The 17,730-nt window shown below is 63.6% G+C and carries 12 protein-coding genes and 2 pseudogenes; 6 read left to right on the forward strand and 8 right to left on the reverse strand.

Going from position 1 to position 17,730, the window contains the following annotated elements; all coding sequences use genetic code 11:
- The first annotated feature begins 17 nt into the window (after positions 1 to 17).
- The 3 genes from FJ424_RS18895 (at position 18) to guaA (ending at position 2,757) form a co-directional block, all read left to right on the forward strand.
- Complete coding sequence (locus FJ424_RS18895) at positions 18 to 479, forward strand: PaaI family thioesterase (protein WP_140643944.1); 462 nt, start codon at positions 18 to 20, stop codon at positions 477 to 479.
- Positions 480 to 482: 3 nt separating this feature from the next.
- A complete protein-coding gene (locus tag FJ424_RS18900) occupies positions 483 to 1,121 on the forward strand; it encodes a 5'-methylthioadenosine/S-adenosylhomocysteine nucleosidase (RefSeq protein WP_140654057.1) in 639 nt (212 codons plus the stop codon).
- Between the two features lie 70 nt (positions 1,122 to 1,191).
- A complete protein-coding gene (gene guaA / locus FJ424_RS18905; protein WP_140654059.1) occupies positions 1,192 to 2,757 on the forward strand; it encodes a glutamine-hydrolyzing GMP synthase in 1,566 nt (521 codons plus the stop codon).
- Positions 2,758 to 3,043: 286 nt separating this feature from the next.
- On the opposite strand, the pseudogene FJ424_RS18910 reads toward guaA, so the two are convergent.
- Positions 3,044 to 3,433 (reverse strand): annotated as a pseudogene (locus tag FJ424_RS18910) (amino acid synthesis family protein); the annotation flags it as partial.
- Positions 3,434 to 3,437: 4 nt separating this feature from the next.
- On the opposite strand from FJ424_RS18910, the pseudogene glnQ reads away from it, so the two are divergent.
- A pseudogene (glnQ, locus tag FJ424_RS18915) lies at positions 3,438 to 3,665 on the forward strand (glutamine ABC transporter ATP-binding protein GlnQ); the annotation flags it as partial.
- Between the two features lie 169 nt (positions 3,666 to 3,834).
- Here glnQ and FJ424_RS18920 read toward each other — a convergent pair.
- From FJ424_RS18920 to FJ424_RS18945, 6 genes are all read right to left on the reverse strand, one after another.
- Entirely contained in the window at positions 3,835 to 5,355 is a 1,521-nt protein-coding gene (locus FJ424_RS18920) for an ABC transporter permease subunit (RefSeq protein ID WP_210239428.1), read from the reverse strand.
- Entirely contained in the window at positions 5,352 to 6,386 is a 1,035-nt protein-coding gene (locus FJ424_RS18925; protein WP_140654103.1) for a betaine/proline/choline family ABC transporter ATP-binding protein, read from the reverse strand. Before FJ424_RS18925 ends, FJ424_RS18920 begins: the two co-directional genes overlap by 4 nt.
- Positions 6,387 to 6,492: 106 nt before the next feature.
- Positions 6,493 to 7,458: a glycine betaine ABC transporter substrate-binding protein gene (locus FJ424_RS18930; protein ID WP_181182039.1), complete on the reverse strand. Its 966-nt coding sequence runs from the start codon at positions 7,456 to 7,458 to the stop codon at positions 6,493 to 6,495.
- Positions 7,459 to 7,613: 155 nt separating this feature from the next.
- Positions 7,614 to 9,176 (reverse strand): trimethylamine methyltransferase family protein, encoded by a 1,563-nt coding sequence (locus tag FJ424_RS18935; protein ID WP_140654063.1) that lies wholly within the window; start codon positions 9,174 to 9,176, stop codon positions 7,614 to 7,616.
- Positions 9,177 to 9,190: 14 nt separating this feature from the next.
- Complete coding sequence (locus FJ424_RS18940) at positions 9,191 to 11,656, reverse strand: FAD-dependent oxidoreductase (protein ID WP_140654065.1); 2,466 nt, start codon at positions 11,654 to 11,656, stop codon at positions 9,191 to 9,193.
- Positions 11,653 to 14,100: an FAD-dependent oxidoreductase gene (locus FJ424_RS18945; RefSeq protein ID WP_210239429.1), complete on the reverse strand. Its 2,448-nt coding sequence runs from the start codon at positions 14,098 to 14,100 to the stop codon at positions 11,653 to 11,655. The genes FJ424_RS18940 and FJ424_RS18945 overlap by 4 nt, the downstream gene beginning before the upstream one ends.
- A gap of 117 nt (positions 14,101 to 14,217) precedes the next feature.
- Between FJ424_RS18945 and FJ424_RS18950 the strand changes: the two genes are divergently transcribed.
- Positions 14,218 to 15,195 carry a LysR family transcriptional regulator gene (locus FJ424_RS18950; RefSeq protein WP_181182040.1) on the forward strand — a complete coding sequence of 326 codons (978 nt, stop codon included), beginning with the start codon at positions 14,218 to 14,220 and terminating at the stop codon, positions 15,193 to 15,195.
- A gap of 98 nt (positions 15,196 to 15,293) precedes the next feature.
- Positions 15,294 to 16,625 carry an aspartate aminotransferase family protein gene (locus FJ424_RS18955; protein ID WP_140654070.1) on the forward strand — a complete coding sequence of 444 codons (1,332 nt, stop codon included), beginning with the start codon at positions 15,294 to 15,296 and terminating at the stop codon, positions 16,623 to 16,625.
- 173 nt (positions 16,626 to 16,798) lie between these two features.
- Here FJ424_RS18955 and FJ424_RS18960 read toward each other — a convergent pair whose 3' ends face one another.
- Positions 16,799 to 17,719: an ABC transporter permease gene (locus FJ424_RS18960; RefSeq protein ID WP_140654072.1), complete on the reverse strand. Its 921-nt coding sequence runs from the start codon at positions 17,717 to 17,719 to the stop codon at positions 16,799 to 16,801.
- Positions 17,720 to 17,730 lie beyond the last annotated feature (11 nt).

Here is a 17,730-nt window from a genome sequence, read left to right on the forward strand (position 1 = left end):
ATATGAGGCAAAGCGCCATGGCAGCAGCCAAGATCGTACCGGCTCCCGACTTCGAGGAACGCGTCAGGGCGTCCTTTGCCCGGCAGGAGGCAATGGCCACGATCGGCGCCGAGCTGACGCTGGTGACGCCCGGCATCATCGAGATCGAGATGCCTTATTCCGCCTCGCTTACCCAGCAGCATGGCTTCCTGCATGCCGGCGTCATTTCGACCGCTTTGGACTCCGCCTGCGGTTACGCGGCCTTTTCGCTGATGCCGCAGAATTCCAGCGTGCTGACCATCGAGTTCAAGGTGAATCTTCTGGCTCCGGGCAGGGGCGAGCGGTTCCTGTTCCGCGGTTCCGTGACCAAACCCGGCCGCACCATCATCGTCGCCGACGGCCAGGCCTATGCCTTCGCCGCCGACGGCGAGGCCAAGCTGATCGCCACCATGACCGGCACCATGATGACGGTGGTCGGCCGCGACGGAATAGAAGGCTGATCCATGGCGGGTGCAGTTCAGATTGCCGGCAAGGCGGTTCTCTTCGTCATGGCGGTCGAGGCCGAATACGGCCCGCACCTGAAAAACCTGTTCACGCCGCTGATGACCGGCGTCGGCCCGGTCGAGGCCGGTGTCAGGCTGGGCGCCGAGCTTGCGGCGTTGAAAGCCGAGGGAGCGCTTCCGGACCTGGTCGTTTCTCTGGGCTCGGCCGGCAGCCGCAAGCTGGAACAGGCCGAGATCTATCAGGTCGTGTCGGTGAGCTATCGCGACATGGACGCTTCGCCGCTCGGCTTCGAGAAGGGCGCGACGCCTTTCCTCGACCTGCCGGTGACGGTGCCGCTGCCTTTCGTCATCCCGGGTGTCAAGGCCGCCTCGCTCTCGACCGGCGGCGCGATCATTTCCGGCGCCGCCTATGACGTCATCGATGCCGACATGGTCGACATGGAGACCTTCGCCTGCTTGCGCGCCTGCCAGCTGTTCGGCGTGCCGCTGGTCGGCCTGCGCGGCATTTCCGACGGCGCGGCCGATCTCAGGCACGTCAACGACTGGACGGAATATCTGCACGTGATCGACGAGAAGCTGGCCGCTGCCATCGACTTGCTGGAGCAGGCGGTCGTCTCCGGCGCGATCCGGCTGGGATAGGCCAAAAAGGACGGAAAGCCGCAGCGCTGAGCCCATTGCGCCGACTCGTTTCTTTCTCTAAAGGCTCGCCATGACGACGACAGCCAATCACACCGACACCGTACTGATTGTCGATTTCGGCAGCCAGTTCACCCAGCTTATCGCCCGCCGCATCCGCGAGGCCGGCGTCTTTTCCGAGATCGTGCCGTTCCAATCGGCCGAAGCGGCCTTCAAGCGCATCAAGCCGAAAGCGGTGATCCTGTCGGGCGGTCCGGCCTCGACCACCGACATCGGCAGCCCGCGCGCGCCGCAGGTCGTCTTCGACGCCGGCGTGCCGGTGCTCGGCATATGCTATGGCCAGATGGCGCTCTGCGTGCAGATGGGCGGCGTCGCCGAAAGCTCCAACCACCGCGAGTTCGGCCGCGCCTTCGTCGAGATCGAGAAGGAGAGCCCGCTGTTCGAAGGCCTGTGGGCGCCCGGCCAGCGCCACCAGGTGTGGATGAGCCATGGCGACCGCGTCATCGAACTGCCGCCGGGCTTCAAGGTGCTCGGCAAGTCGGAAAGCTCGCCCTTCGCCATCTTCGGCGATATCGAGCGCAAGATGTACGGCATCATGTTCCATCCGGAAGTGGTGCACACGCCGGACGGCGCCAGGCTGCTCCGGAACTTCGTCCACAACATCGCCGGCATCGAGGGCGACTGGACGATGCGCGCCTATCGCGAGCACGCGGTCGAAACGATCCGCAAGCAGATCGGCAAGGGCAAGGTCATCTGCGCGCTCTCGGGCGGCGTAGACTCTTCGGTCGCCGCACTTCTGATCCACGAAGCGGTCGGCGACCAACTGACCTGCATCCTCGTCGACCATGGCTTGATGCGCAAGGACGAGGCGGCAAGCGTGGTGGAGATGTTCCGCCAGCACTACAACCTGCCGCTGATCTTGGTCGACGCCTCCGACCGCTTCATCTCGGCGCTGGAAGGCGAGGCCGATCCCGAAAAGAAGCGCAAGACCATCGGCCGCCTGTTCATCGAAGTGTTCGAGGACGAGGCGAAGAAGCTCGGCGGCGCCGATTTCCTGGCGCAGGGCACGCTCTATCCCGATGTCATCGAAAGCGTCTCCTTCTCCGGCGGCCCGTCGGTGACGATCAAGTCGCACCATAATGTCGGCGGCCTGCCCGAGCGCATGAACATGAAGCTGGTCGAGCCGCTGCGCGAACTGTTCAAGGACGAGGTGAGGGCGCTCGGCAAGGAGCTCGGCCTGCCCGAAAGCTTCATCGGCCGCCATCCGTTCCCCGGTCCCGGCCTCGCCATACGCTGCCCGGGCGGCATCACGCGCGAGAAGCTGGAGATCCTGCGCGAGGCCGACGCCATCTATCTCGACGAGATACGCAAGGCCGGACTCTACGACGCGATCTGGCAGGCCTTCGCGGTGCTGCTTCCGGTGCAGACGGTCGGGGTCATGGGCGACGGCCGCACCTACGAATTCGTCTGCGCTTTACGTGCCGTAACCTCCGTCGACGGGATGACAGCCGACTTCTACCACTACGACATGAACTTCCTGGGTGCGGCCGCCACCCGCATCATCAACGAGGTCAAGGGTATCAACCGCGTCGTCTACGACGTGACCTCGAAGCCGCCCGGCACAATCGAGTGGGAGTGACGGATACAAACGGCGGCGATAGCCTAGTTTCGGCGGTGGTTTTCGCTGCCCTATGAATTGCCTTCATGTCTCACTCTTACTCGACTGGGGATCTCCATCTTCGAGATGGCAGGCCGATCTGGGCCCGCATCCCGTAAAGTGCTTTCGAATGGTGCGAGCGCTGTAGCGTAGAATTGCCTGCGTAAAGGCGTGTCTGCTTTGCCCCTCGTCTCGGCCGTTTAAGCGGGCCTTGCTCGTTCCTGAAGCGGACTATCGACAACAACGCCAGCGTGTTGCGCACAAGCGCTTATCCAGCGGCCTCCTGCTCCATCTCTTTCATGTCCTGAAAGCGGTCCGCAATCCGCGGATGGAGCCGGCCACCGTACGCCGCGCCGATGGCCACGACGATCTCGTCCGCGGCCGGGCCGTCGGCGATCTGAAAGTTGGCGGTGATGAAACGCGAGCGCCGGCCGTTCTCGCTCTTGTGCATCATCGGCAGCGACAGCAGCGCGCCCGGCGCGTTGCGGGTGTTGCAGAATTCGAGGTAGGTCGTGCCGCCGACGGCGTCGCGGAACACGTTGCCGAAGCGCAGCGTGTGGATCATGGCCGAGGCGTGCTCGATCTCGCCTGCGACCCCGACGGCCGCGGCCTTGCCATAGCTTTCGATACGTTCCGCCGGCATAAGCGCGAGCAGGCGATACGACCCCGAAATGGTCTCGGAGGTGCTGGAGACGATGACCGGACTGGCCCGCGACGGCATGACCATGGTGTGCGTGACGCATGAGATGGGCTTTGCCCGGGCAGTGGCCGACCGCGTCCTCATCATGGATGCCGGACAGATCGTCGAGAAGGGCACGCCAGACGCATTTTTCGGCCGCCCGCGTCATGATCGGACGAAGCTGTTTCTCAGCCAGATATTGAAGCACTAATGCATGTCGCGCAAAAGTGTGCAGCGATTTTGCGATAACGACATGCATGAAAACAAAGGCCTAAAGTGCGTCGCCTGAATCCGCTTCAGCGCGACGCGCTTTAGCCTTCCTGGGAAGGCAGAAGACAGAATCCAGTCGAATAGCTACGCGGCACCGTTGATGGTGGACTTTACCTGGCTCGTCCCTGCACGATGCGGTCGATCACCATGGCACAGAGCAGAATGGCGAAGCCCGCGAGCAAACCTTGGCCGACAGCGGCGTATTGCAGGGCGTTGAGTACGTCTTCTCCGAGCCCCTTGGCGCCAATCAGCGACGCGATGACCACCATCGAAAGACACATCAGGATGGTCTGGTTGATGCCGGCCATGATCGACGGCATGGCGAGAGGAAGGTCGACCCGCGTCAGCAGGAACCATCGCGTGGCGCCATAGGCTTGTGCAGCTTCGCGGATTGCCGGCGGAACGCCTTGCAGGCCAAGCGCCGTCAACCGCACGACGGGCGGCGTGCCGAAGATCAGCGTGGCGATTACACCAGGCGGCTTGCCGATGCCGAACAGCGCGATCACCGGGATGAGATAGACGAAGGCCGGCATGGTCTGCATAAAGTCTAGCACCGGCCGCAAGGCGGTGTAGACGCGCGGCCTGCGGCCACACCAGATGCCAAGTGGGATTCCGATCACCAGGCAAAGCACCGCCGAGGTTCCAAGCAGCGCCACCGTTTCGAGACTTTTTTCCCAGAAGCCGAGCAGGGCGAGATAAGCGAGCGCAGCGGCGGTGAAGATGGTGACCCGCGACCCGGCCAACTGCCAGGCGAGGATCAGGATGACCGCCATCGTCACCGGCCATGGCATGCCGGTCAGCGCGTAGGACAGACCGTCGAGTACCAGCGATATGCCGCCGGTGACTGCGCCGAAGAAGCCTTCGCCCGCATGCGATATCCCTTCCATTAGCCCGTCCAGCCCCGACGACAGGCCAACCTGCCAATCGCGATTGGAAGGCGCCGCCATGATCCAGCCGGCCGGGCTTGCCCAGGCGAAACGGTAAATTGAGAGGCCATAGGCCAAGATGCAGAAGATAAACGCGCACAGCGCAAGCGGATAGTTGAGCCCATGCCCCAAAGCCTGGTTCGATCGCCAGCGGGCGAAGCGGCGCTCGAGCAGCCGGTTGGCAAGGAACCCGCTTATGATCCGCGCGAAAAGCAGCGTCAAAAGGCCCGTTCCGATCAGCAAGGGCGCTTTCTGCCCGGCCGCCTGTGCTTGTTCGCTTGCCTTGTCCGCAGCTCTCTGCAACGCCGCGGCCGACGATTTCAAACCCTCAGCATTGTCCGCGCCTGAAGCTTGCGCCGCCTGTGCCTGTTCGGCCCGCGCCGTAGCTTGCTTGGTCAGCCGCTCGGCGCGCGCCTGCTCGGCCGCGCCGAGATTGCCGACCGCGCCGATGCCGACCTGAACGACCGCGAGCATTTCGAGAAAGAAGACGATCCAGAACAGCACCGCGATGCCACGCGCCGCCGCCCAGACCGGACCGAGCACCGCGGCTGCGACGTTGAAGGGCCAGACAGAATTTTGCGCCCGCCGGATGCGGGAAAAGCGGTCGACATAATAATGCGGGTTCTGAACGGCGAACTCTTCGACCAGGCGGCCTTCAGTCGGCGGTTCAAGCCGCCCAGTGGCGTGCGGATCACGGGCGTTCACGATTGTCCGCCCTTTCGCAATCCATCCAGGAGAAGCTGCCTGTCGACGACGCCGACAATTGTTCCCTCTGCGTCCGTCACGGCCAGCGGCGCCTCATCCTGGGCCGCGAGTTCCACCAGGTCCCCGAGCGGCTGCTGCGCGACCACCCGGCGCAAAGATTTCACGTCCGACTGCGGGTTCTTTGCGCTGAAACCGCTGACGGGCTCCATGATGCGACCGGCGGTGATCACCTTCAGCCGCGAAATGTCGGCGACGAATTTAGCCACGTAGTCGTGCCTGGGAGCCGTCACGATGTCTTCGGGCGTGTCGATCTGGATGATGATCCCGTCCTTCATGATGGCGATGCGGTCGCCGATACGGATCGCTTCATCCAGGTCGTGGGTGATGAACACCACTGTCTTGCCCATCGACCGCGAGAGTTCCAGGAATTCATCCTGAAGCTGACGCCGGATCAGCGGGTCGAGTGCGCTGAACGGCTCGTCCATCAGAAGGATAGCCGAATCCGCCGCCAGCGCGCGGGCCAAGCCGACGCGCTGCTGCATGCCGCCCGAAAGCTCGTGGCAGTAGCGGTCGCCCCATCCCGAGAGATTGACCTTGGCGAGCGCTGCCTCGGCGACGTCGAAGCGTTGCTGCTTGCTCGCCGCCTGGATTTCCAGCGGCAGCGCGACGTTGTCGCGCACTGTGCGGTGCGGCAGCAGCCCGAAGCTCTGAAACACCATGCTGACCTTGCGCGACCTGATCGTCCTCAACTCGGCAGGCGTCTTCGTCATGATGTTCTCGCCGTCGACGAAAATCTCGCCGGCGGAGGGTTCGAGCAGTCGGTTGATATGGCGGATCAAGGTCGATTTGCCGCTGCCCGACAGACCCATCACGCAGAAGATTTCGCCGGGTGCGACCGAGATACTGACATCGGCCACGCCGACGACGCAGCCGAACCGCTTGACCACGTCCTCCTTGTCCAGCCTGTCGCGCAGGATGGATGCCATGGCCTCGGGCGCGCGCGGACCGAACACCTTCCAGACGCCGTTCATGACGATAGCGGGCGGAGCGGCCGAGCCGCTCCGCTTAGGGTTCAGGTTGGCCGACACGGCGTCCACGCCTACGCTTCCCGGCCATGGTCGCCGTGCGCCACTCCGCTCAGTGGCCGAACCACTTTGCCACGTCGCCCGGATGGACCTTGATCCACTCCTTGGCCACCTCGTCGGCCGGCTTCTTGTCGACGATGATAGCGTATGCCCATTTCGAGATGTCGTCCGGGTTGAAGCTCATACGCTCCAGCGCCGCCGTCAGGTCCGGCTGGCGCTGCGCCAGCGTGGCAGCATAGGCAACATGCACGGTGGTGTCAGCATAGGCCGACGACACCTTCGATTTTTCGAACCATTGCGGATCGTCGTTGGGCTGCACGACGACGAATTTCGCCGGGTCGTTCTTCGGCTCGGTCAGGAAGGCGAGCTTGTAGCGGGCGAAATTCTGGTGTGGGCTGTAGCAATAGCCGACCCATGGTTTGTCGGCTTTCGCCGCGCGGTCGAGCGAGGCCGCCGCCACCGCTTCGTCGGTGACCTGCAGGTCGAAGAAATCGGCAAAACCGTAATCACGCGCCCTGACCTTCTCGATGTTGGTCGACTGCCAGCCAGACGCGCCGATCCACATCTCGCCTTTGCCGTCGCCATTGGTGTCGAACAGCTTGGCGTTGTCCGGGTTGGCGAGATCGGAGACATCCTTGATGTGATATTTGTCGACCGTGACCTGGGTGACGCAATAGCCCTGCTTGGCTTCGTAGCCGTTTTGGGCGAGCTTCACGGTGCCAGCGCCCTTGACGTACTTGTCGACAAGGCCTTGCTGGTTGGGCAACCAGACGTCCGGCCAGATATCGACCTCGCCCTTGCCGCGATTCATCGCTTCCCAGATCACCGGAACGGCGGTGGTCGTCACCGTCGAAACATCCAGCCCCAGTTCCTGCTCGGCCGCGTTCTTGATGACGTTCATGACCGCCGTCGCGGTGGCGTAATTCGGGTCTGGCATCGTCACGTCGGCAGCATAAGAAGAAGCCGCGGGCGTCAGCAGAAGGACGCCGAGTGCGGTCTTGAGCAGGTAGTCTTTCATGGTGTTCCCCAACTTGGTTGCGCTGATTTCATTCAGTCTACCCATCAGGTTAGCGGAACATGCAGGCAATCCATCCCAAATTTCATCACATAAGGAAAATCGATGGAGTGCATAAGGTCGCTGGCGTTCCGCAACGTGCTCTGAGCCAGGTCGCTCTAGAAATAGGCTTGATCGGGCTCACTGGCCTTCCGGTTGGCAATGAAGGCCTGCAGCGCCTCGTCGATCGCCGGATCGAGGCCGGGGTCGTGGTAGTCCTCGAGCAGCCGCTTCCATTGCCGGTTGGCGCGCTGCGCGGCATCCAGCCGTCCTTCCTCGTTCCACTGCTCGAAGGAATTGTTGTCGCTGATGGAGGATCGGTAGAAGGCGGAAAGGAAGTTGGCTTGCGTATGCTCGCTGCCGAGGAAATGCGAGCCCGGCCCGACTGCCTCGATGGCCTCCATCGCCTGCGCGTTGACGGAAAGATCGATGCCCTCGAACAGGCTGGCGAGCTTGCCGCAGAGGTCGGCGTCGATGACCGTCTTCTCGAAGCCGGTCACTAGCCCACCCTCGAGCCAGCCGGTGGCATGGTTGATGACATTGGCGCCGGCAAACATCGACATCAATATACCCCAGGTCGCCTCCTGCTCGGCCTGGGCATCGGGAAGCTTGGAAGCCGACAGCGAACCGACGGTGTGGAACGGCACGCCGACGCGCCGCGCCAATTGCCCGCACGCAAGCACCATCTTGCCGGCCTCCGGCGTGCCGAAGGTCGGCGCGCCGCTCTGCATCGAGATGGTGCTGGCGAAGCTCCCCATCAGGCAGGGCGCGCCGGGATTGATCAACTGCACGAGGCTGAGGCAGGCCAGCGCTTCGGCCAGCACTTGCGCCAGCGTGCCGGCGACGGTGCAAGGACTCATCGCGCCAGCCAGTGTCCAGGGCGTGCAGGCGACCGGCTGGTTGTTGCGCGCATAGACCTTCAGCGAGCCCGACATGTTGGCGTCGAGCACCAGCGGCGCATTGGTGTTGGAGACGTTATAAAGCACGGCGTTGTTGGCGACGAATTCTTCGCCGAAGACGATCTTGGCCATGTCGACCGCGTCCTGCGCCCGCTTCGAGCCGATGAACGCGCCCATGAAGGCGCGGTCCGAATGACGGATGTGGGTATAGAGCATGTCGAGATGGCGCTTGTTGGCCGGCAGGTCGACCGGCTCGCAGACGACGCCGCCCGAATGATGCAGATGCGGGATCATCTGGTGCATCTTCACCAGATCGCGAAAATCCGCGATCGTCGCATAGCGGCGGCCGCGATCGAGGTCATGCACGAAGGGCGGTCCCCAGGATGGGCAGAGCACCGTATTGTCGCCGCCGATCATCACCGTGTTCTCGGGATTTCGCGCATGCTGCTTGAATTGCGAAGGCGCGGTGGCGCGGATGATCTTGCGGCACATGCCGGGCTCGAAGCGTACCCTCGTCCCCTGCACGTCAGCGCCGGCGTTGCGGAAGATATCGAGGATCTCGGGATCGTCATGGAATTCCATGCCGACTTCCTTGAGCAACTGGTCGGCATTGGCTTCGATCAGGCTCAGCCCCTCCTCATCGAGGATGTTGAAGGTGCCGATCCTGCGGCGGATATAGGGGCGCCGCGGCGCCTGCCGCGCGCTGCGCTGGCCGAGCCTTCCTGCGCGGCCGCCGGTTCTCGGAGCATGCGTTTCGGTGGTGATCGTCGCTTCCTTGTCCATGGTCTGCTCCGATATCAAGCGGGCGTTAAGGCAGACTGCTCGGCGGGCTGAAGTCCGCGAAGCCGCATATTGGCTGGGTCGTAAGGCGCCTCGCGAAGCTCACGCGCGGAGAACTCCCGGCCGAGGATGGAAACCGTCAATTGCTGCGGCGAGATACCGGGCCGCAGATAGGCGAGGGCAAGCGTCTTGCGGGTCCGGAAACCACGCGCGCCGGAGGTGACGATCCCGACGGGGCGGCCTGCCTGCATCACCGCGTGGGCGTAGAAAGGCAGACGTTCACCGTCATCGTCGATCTCGAGCAACGCCATTGTCCAGGAGCTGTCGCCGAGGCGTGCCAGCATCGCCTCGCGGCCGACGAATGTCCGCCCCTCGGTTTTGACCAAAGCGCTCAATCCAGCCTCCAGCGGCGTCCGCTCGGTGGTCAGGTCCGCGCCCCAGCCGCGATAGCTTTTTTCCAGCCGCATCGCGTTCAGTGCATAGATGCCAAACGGACGTAGGTCGAACTGCGCGCTGGCCTTGGCGACCGCTTCGTAAAGCTTACCGAATTGCGCGAGCTGCACATGCAATTCCCACCCGAGCTCACCTGCATAGGAGACCCGAAGTGCAGCCGCCTTGATGCCCGCCACCCGGATGATCTGCGCGGAAAGCCAGGGAAATGCCGTATTCGACAGATCCGCTTCGCAGATCTTTGCCAGCAGGTCGCGGGCGCGCGGCCCCATCACCCCCAGCACCCCCCGTCTTTCCGTGACGTTGTCGATCGTCACGCCAGGAAATTCCGCGGCGCGCGAGCGCAGCAGATCCTCGTCATGCCTTTCCGCGAGGGCGGCGCTGGTGAGATAGAACCCGTCATCGCCGAAGCGCGTCACGGTAAATTCCGACGCCACGCCGCCATTCGCCGTCAGCACGTGAATGAGGCCGATGCGGCCGAGGCGTTCGGGTGGCCGATTGGCGCCGAGCGACGCCATGAACGCGCTGGCGCCGGGCCCGCCGATCTCGAATTTGGAAAAGGCGGAGAGGTCGATGGCGCCGACGCTGTCCTGCACGGCAAGGCACTCGCCACGCACGGCGTCGAACCAGCCGGGCTTGCGGAAGGTCAGCGGCGGATCGCGGTCGGCGCCCTTGACGGCGAACCAGTTTGGCCGCTCCCAGCCATAGGCGACGCCCAGCACGGCGCCCTGGCTTTTTTGAAGGTCCAGCGCCGGCGTCGTGCGACGCGGCCGGCCGGCGTCGCGTTCTTCGTTGGGATAGTGGATCCCGAATTGCAGGCCGAACCCTTCGACCGCCTTGTCGATGCGATAGTCGCGGTCGGCATAATTGCCGAAGCGGCGCGGATCGATGGCGAGCGCATCGCTGCGCGGCGCCCCGTCGATGATCCAGTCGGCAAGGAAACGGCCGGCGCCGCCGCCTTCCATCACACCCATGCTGGAGCCGGTGAGCAGCCATGCATTGCCGAGGCCAAAGGCAGGGCCGATCAGCGGGTTGGCGTCGGGCGTGAAAGTGATTGGGCCGTTGACCACTGTCTTGATGCCGGCATTGGCGAGCGCTGGCACCCGGTCCATGGCCAGCGCGATGATGTGCTCGACGCGGTCGAGATCGGGCGGCAGCAATTCCATGCCGAACTCCGGCGGCACCCCGTCGATCGCCCACGGATGGGCCGACTTCTCATAAGGGCCGACGATGTAGCCGTCGCGCTCCTGGCGCAGGTACCAACTCTCTTCCGGATCGCGGATGATCGGCAGTTCCTTGGCGCCGGCGGCGATGCGCTCGGCGATTTCCGGAACGGTGTCGGTCACGACATATTGGTGCAGCATCGGCACGACAGGCAGGTCGATGCCCATCATTGCGCCGATCTCTCGGCACCATGTGCCGGCGGCGTTGACGATATGCTCGGCAACGATGTCGCCCTGCTCCGTGCGCACCAGCCATTCGCCGGACGGCTTGCGCTCGATCCCCAGTACCGGATTATGCCGCACGATCTCGGCGCCACGCGAGCGCGCGCCAGCGGCCATGGCATTGGTGGCCAGTGTCGGATCGACATGGCCGTCATTAGGCTCGTAGATTGCGCCGATGACCTCGTCCGTGTGGCAGAGCGGATAGATATCCTTGAGCTCGGCTGGACTCAGGATGTGGAAGTCATGGCCGACGAACCGGCCGAGCCCTTGCACATGGCGGAACTCATCCATGCGCGCTTTCGAGCGGGTGATGCGCAGCGCGCCGCTGGCATGGAAGCCGGTTGGCAGTCCGGTCTCGGCGGTCAGTATCTCGCGATAGAGCCGCACCGAATGGGCGCGCATCTCCATGATCGTTGCATTGTGGGCGAAATGCGTGCAGAGCCCCGCCGCATGCCAGGTTGAGCCTGCCGTCAGCTCCTGTCTCTCGACAAGCATGACATCGCTCCAGCCTCGCTTGGCAAGGTGATAGAGCAGCGACACGCCCATGGCGCCTCCGCCGATAATGACCACGCGGGCATGTTGTCTCATAGCGTCTCCTCCGCATGTCCGCGCATGCGCATTCCGGTTGGGTCGTAAGGCGGTTTGTCGAGCGTACGCATTTTGTAGCGTGTGCCGGCGACCGCGATTTCGTAGTCAGACTGAAAGAGCTGCGTTTTCGGCTCGCCCGGATCGCTGGCGACGTAGCCAAGGCAAAGGCTGAGGCCCGTGCGCGCGCCGAGCCCGCCCGAGGTCGTCAATCCGGCCAGCTTGCCGTTTCGATAGATCGGCTCGTCATGCAGCAGAAGGGGGTTAGCTCCTTCAACGGCGAAATGCATCAGCCGGCGCTGTACGCCCTCGGCCTTCTGCCTAAGCAGCGCCTCGCGGCCGATGAAATCGCTCTTCTTCCAGGATACCGCAAAAGAGAGGCCCGCCTCCAATGGCGTGTCCTTCGGACCGATATCGTGTCCCCAATGGCGGTAGCCCTTTTCCAAGCGGCAGCCATCGAGTGCGTAGTGCCCGCAAAGCGCCAAGCCATAGCCGCTGCCAGCCGAGATGATCGTGGCAAACACGCTTTCGGCATGCTCTACCGGCACGTAAAGTTCGAAGCCGAGCTCGCCGACAAAACTGACTCGGATGGCGCGGACGTTGGCGGTGCCGATATCTATGCGTTGTGAGGTGGAAAATGGAAATGCCGCATCGGAAAGATCGGCGTCGGTCAGGCCTTGCAGCAGGTCGCGCGAGCGCGGCCCCATGATGCCGAGAACGGCCTCAGCGGATGTGGCGTCGAAGACCGAAACATTGAGGCCAAGATCTTCGGCATGGCGGCTAATCCAAGCGAGGTCTTTCTGCCTTGTCGCTGCACCCGAGATCACACGGAAAGCATCCGCTCCGACCCGCGCGACCGTCACGTCGGCCTCGATGCCGCCGCGCGCATTGAGCATCTGTGTATACACGGCGCGGCCTTCGGGCCGGTCGACATCGGCCGTGCACAGCCTCTGCATCAGCTTGGCCGCGTCGCGTCCGCGCACGTCGATCTTGGTGAAGGGCGAAAGCTCGAACAATCCGACGCCTTGCGCCATCCGCTCGGCTTCGGCCTTGGCCGCGCCCCACCATTTCTGGGTTCCCACGGAGTAGCCGCGCGTCTCCTCTCCGCCGAACCACAGCGGACGCTCCCAGCCGGTCGGTGCGCCGAACACGGCGCCGGCTTCTGCGAAGGTCCTATGAAAGGCGGAACGCCTCACATCGCGACCGGCGGATGCCTGCTTGTAGGGCCAGTGCATGCGGAAGAGATCGGCAACTGATTCTTCCATCCTGGCGCCGACAAAGGAACGCGCCGCAGCCGAGCGGTCGAAACGGGCGATATCGAGCGCCCAGAGATCAAGCCCGGGCTCGCTGTCGATGATCCACTCGGCCATCGCCTTGCCGGCACCGGCCGACGACATCATGCCGGTCGAGTTGAAGCCGGCGGCGACATAGAAGCCGCGCAGATAGGGCGACTCGCCCATCAGCGGACGTGTATCCGGCGTAAAACTCTCCGGCCCATTCATGAAATGCCGTATGCCGGTATCGGACAGCGCCGGCAGAAGCTTCAGCCCGGCAGACATGAACGGTTCGAACTGCTCCCAATCCTCCGGCAGTTCGAGGAAAGGCCTGTCACCCGCCGGTCCGCGGACGTCGAAGATCTTGGCATTCGGCTCGAACCCGCCCAGCACCAGCTTGCCGGAATCGCCCTTGATGTAGATGCCTTCGTCGAGGTCGCGCAGGATCGGGAACGGATCCTGCAGGCCGGTGATCGGCTCGGTCACCACATACATGTGCTCGACCGCCTGCAGTGGCACCGGAACGCCGGCCAGAACACCAACATCGCGCGCCCAGGCGCCGGCGCAGTTGACGACGATCTCGCAATCGATGGTGACGCCCGAGGCGAGCCTCACACCCGCGACCCGTCCATTGCGGGTCACTATGCCTGAACAAGAAACCCCTTCCAGGATGCGAATCCCGGCGGCGCGCGCACGTTTAGCGTAGGCGGCACAGATGTCGACCGGATTGGCCTGACCGTCTTCCTCGACCCAGAGCGCGCCTTCGATCTCGTCGGCGACGATGCCGCGCACGCGTTCCGCCACGCCGGCCTGATCGACGATCCCCACCGTCAGGCCGCAGACATCGCCCATATGCGCGATGCGCTTCAACTCGTCCATGCGCTCCGGACGCCGCGCCAGCCAGAGGCCGCCGGTGCGCCTGTAGCCGGACGCCTGGCCGGTCAGCTCCTCGAGGCGTGGAAACAGCTCGGTCGCATATTGCGCCAGCCTTGTCAGGTTGAGGCTGGCGCGCAACGGACCGACGATTCCGGCTGCATGCCAGGAAGTGCCGCTGGTCAGCTGGTGGCGTTCCAGGAGGACGACATCGCTCACACCCAATTCAGCCAGGTGATAGGCTATGCCGAGGCCAATGACTCCGCCGCCAATGATCACGATGCGTGCGCTGTCATTCACCTTGTAAGCTACCTTTGCTGGATCGAACCGGGCGATCTTTTCCGCCAAGCCTCTTGCGCTCAACCTAAATTTCGCAACATTAGGAAAACTTATGGAGCCCTGAGGGCGGAGTTGCGGGTGAAGAGCGGCAGTTTCGATTTCAATCTGTTCCGGTCGATCGAGGTGTTCGTCGCCATCGTAGAGACCAGGCATGTAACGCAGGCGGCGCAGATGCTGGGCATGACGCAATCAGCCGCTTCCCAGCATCTAAAGAATCTGGAAAGCGCGCTCGGCGTCGGTCTGATCGACCGCAATCTGCGACCGATCGAGCTCACCAAGGCCGGCATCGCCTTGCATCGCCGCGCGGTCGCCATACTGAGCGAGGTCGAGGGCTTGCGCACGGATGCGCGGCGCGTCAACGCGGCGCCGCTGCCGCTTTTGCGCATCGCGCTTCTGGCGTCGATCGCGACCACCCTGGCGCCGGCGCTTTCGGTGCTGGCCCGCAAGAACTTCGGCATTCCCGAGCTCAGCCTGTTCGCGGGGCTCGCTACCGACCACGTCGCTTTGCTGCGCGCTCGCCGCGCCGACCTTGCGGTTACCTCCGGAGAGTTGTTCGAGATCGAGGGGCTGACGCGCTATCCGGTGATGACCGAGAAATTCCTGCTGGTGACGCCGAAAGGCTTTGCCGGCGATGTCGGCGACATCGTCAAGCTGTCCAAGAAGCTCGCCTTCGTGCGCTTCTCGCGCGAGACGCCTGTCGGCCTGCGCGTCGATCAGCATCTCAGCCGGCTGCGCATCGAGATTGCGCGCGCCATGGAAGGCGATCGTTCCAGCGTGGTGATGGCGCCGGTGGCCGCTGGCATGGGCTTCGCCATCCTGACGCCGACCTTGCTCATCGATGGCCTAGCGGAAGGCATGGAGATCGACGTCCATCCTCTACCCTTCACCAGCCTGTCACGCAACATTCTGCTGGTGGCGCGTGAGCGCGAACTCGGAAATATCCCCGAGGCTTTCGCCGACCGCACCGCGGAAGTGCTGACCCAGGCGATCAGCACGCGCCTGCCCGGCCTTCCGGCCGACTGCTACACGCTCGACCGCCCCTCGAGGAGCGACTAATCAGCTTCATCAGTTATCCTGATGACGAGCTTTGCCGGTGTGCGCGCCACGCATTCCGTGTTTTCAATCTCCGGAATTCGCAACACTGGAGATACGGCATGAACGCTCCGCACTTCCATTCAAGTCTGGACATCGACTGGTCGACCGAGGCGATTGTCGATCGGCGGAACCGCTTCTATTCGGCCTCGCAGCGCAAATTCGTTCCCTATAAGGAACCGCTGATCCTCAAGCGCGGCAGGGGCCAATATGTCTGGGACGAGAAGGACCGCAAATACATCGACCTGCTCGGCATGAACCTGTGCATCTCGGTCGGCCACGCCCATCCGCAGGTGGTCAAGGCCGCCACCGAGCAGGTGAGCGAGCTGACGCATTGCACGACGATGTTCTACCATCCGGTTCCCGCCCAATACGCCGAGGAACTGGTGGCGACGATGCCGGCCGGTCACGATTGGGTCGTGCATTTCACCAACAGCGGCGCCGAAGCGATCGACCTTGCCTTGCTGATGGCGCGCTCGCACACCGGCAGCATCGACATGCTGGCGCTCGGCTCAAGTTATCACGGCGCCACATTCGGCGCCCAGTCGGTAACAGGCATAGCCGGTTTTCGTCATCAGGTGCCGCAACTTGGCGGGGTGACGTTCGTAGCCGAGCCCAATCAGTATCGCGGCGTCCACGGCGAAGGCGTGCAGCCATATCTGAACGAGGTCGAGCGCGCCATATCCAGCTCGACCAGCGGCCGGTTGGCCGGCATGATCATCGAGCCGGTGCAGGGTTATGGCGGCATCGTGCCGATGCCTGCCGGCTACATCGCCGGCGCTTTCGAACGCGTGCGGGCGGCGGGCGGCGTCTGCATCATCGATGAGGTGCAGTCCGGCGTCGGACGCACTGGCGATGCCTTCTGGGCGTTCGAATCGCATGGCGTCGTTCCCGACATCGTCGTCGTCGCCAAGGGTGTCGGTAACGGCATTCCGCTCGGCGCCGTCATTGCCAGGCGCGCCGTCGCGGAGTCCATGGCCGACAAGTTCCTGTTCCACACTTACGGCGCCAATCCCGTCGCCTGCGCGGCAGGCCGCGCGGTGCTCAAGGTGATGCGCGACGAGCGGCTCCAGGAGAATGCCGCCAAGGTCGGCGGCGCGTTGAAGGAAAGGCTTCAGGAGCTAAGGAAAGATTTCCCGCTGATCGGCGACGTAAGGGGACAAGGCCTGATGCTCGCCATCGAGCTCGTGAAGGACCGCGCAACGAAGGAGCCGGCGCCCGAAGCAACCTTGCAGGTCTTCGAGGAAACCCGGCGTCAGGGCCTCGTCGCCAGCCGCTCGGGTCCGTACCGCAACGTCATCAGAATGTGCCCGCCGCTCTGCCTGTCGATGGCCGACCTCGACAATGTGGTGGACAGCTTCGTGCGCAGCTTCCGCATGGCGACATCTTGCTGACCCGCTCTTGGCGTCAATAGCGAGATTTGGATGAAATGATTTGGGTCCCGTTGGTCAATTTTCTCGATCTTGTTGACGTGACCTGCTGAACATAGCGCGGGGCCCCGGATGACGAAAAAGCTCACCGACATTGCGTGCGGCAATCGCTGGCAACAACGTGCGAAGGGCGGGCCTCAACCGGCCGGTCGAAACGGTTTTGCCAGCGAGGCTGGAAAATGCAGCGCCAATATCTGGCGGTTACGCGAGATCAGCACCAGCACCACGATCGTCGCCAGATAAGGCAGGGCCGACAGCAGTTCGGATGGGACCTGAAGACCTAGAGCCTGTCCTTGGAGTTGCAGGATCGTCATGCCGCCGAATAGCCAGGCGCCGAGCAGAACGCGCAGCGGCCGCCATGTCGCGAAGACCACCAGCGCCAAGGCGATCCAGCCTTTGCCCGCGGTCATGTTCTCGACCCAGAGCGGCGTGTAGGCGACCGACAGATAGGCGCCGGCGAGGCCTGCCATCAGCCCGCCGAACAGCACCGCCATGTAGCGGATCCGGATCACTGGATAGCCGATGGCGTGGGAGGTCTGCGGCGATTCCCCGATCGTGCGCAGGATGAGGCCTGCCTTGGTGCGATAAAGGAACCAACTGATCGCCACGAACATCAAGAGTGCCAGGTATACAAGCGGATCGAAGCGGAAGAGCAGCGGGCCGAGCACCGGCAGGTCGGAGAGGATGGGCATGCTGACGCCGTGCAGCGCTTCGATCGGATCGCTGCCGAAACCGCGACCGATGAATGCCGACACGCCGGAACCGAAGATCGCCAGCGCCAAGCCGGCGGCATACTGGTTGGTGAGGAAGGTTAGCGCCAGCACGCCGAAGAGCAGTGAGGCGGCAGCGCCGGCCAGCGCGCCGGCGAGGATTGCAACGGGCATCGGATAGCCGGCCGTGACCGCCCAGAAAGCAAGCGCCGCACCCATCAGCATCATGCCTTCGATGCCGAGATTGAGCACGCCGGATTTCTCGACCACGAGCTCGCCAAGTGCTGCAAAGATCAGCGGCGTGGCGGCGATGATGGTGCCGGTGAAGATGGCGATGAAGAGTTCCATCCGACGTCTCC

Source organism: Mesorhizobium sp. B3-1-8, from assembly GCF_006439495.1.
GTDB lineage: Bacteria > Pseudomonadota > Alphaproteobacteria > Rhizobiales > Rhizobiaceae > Mesorhizobium.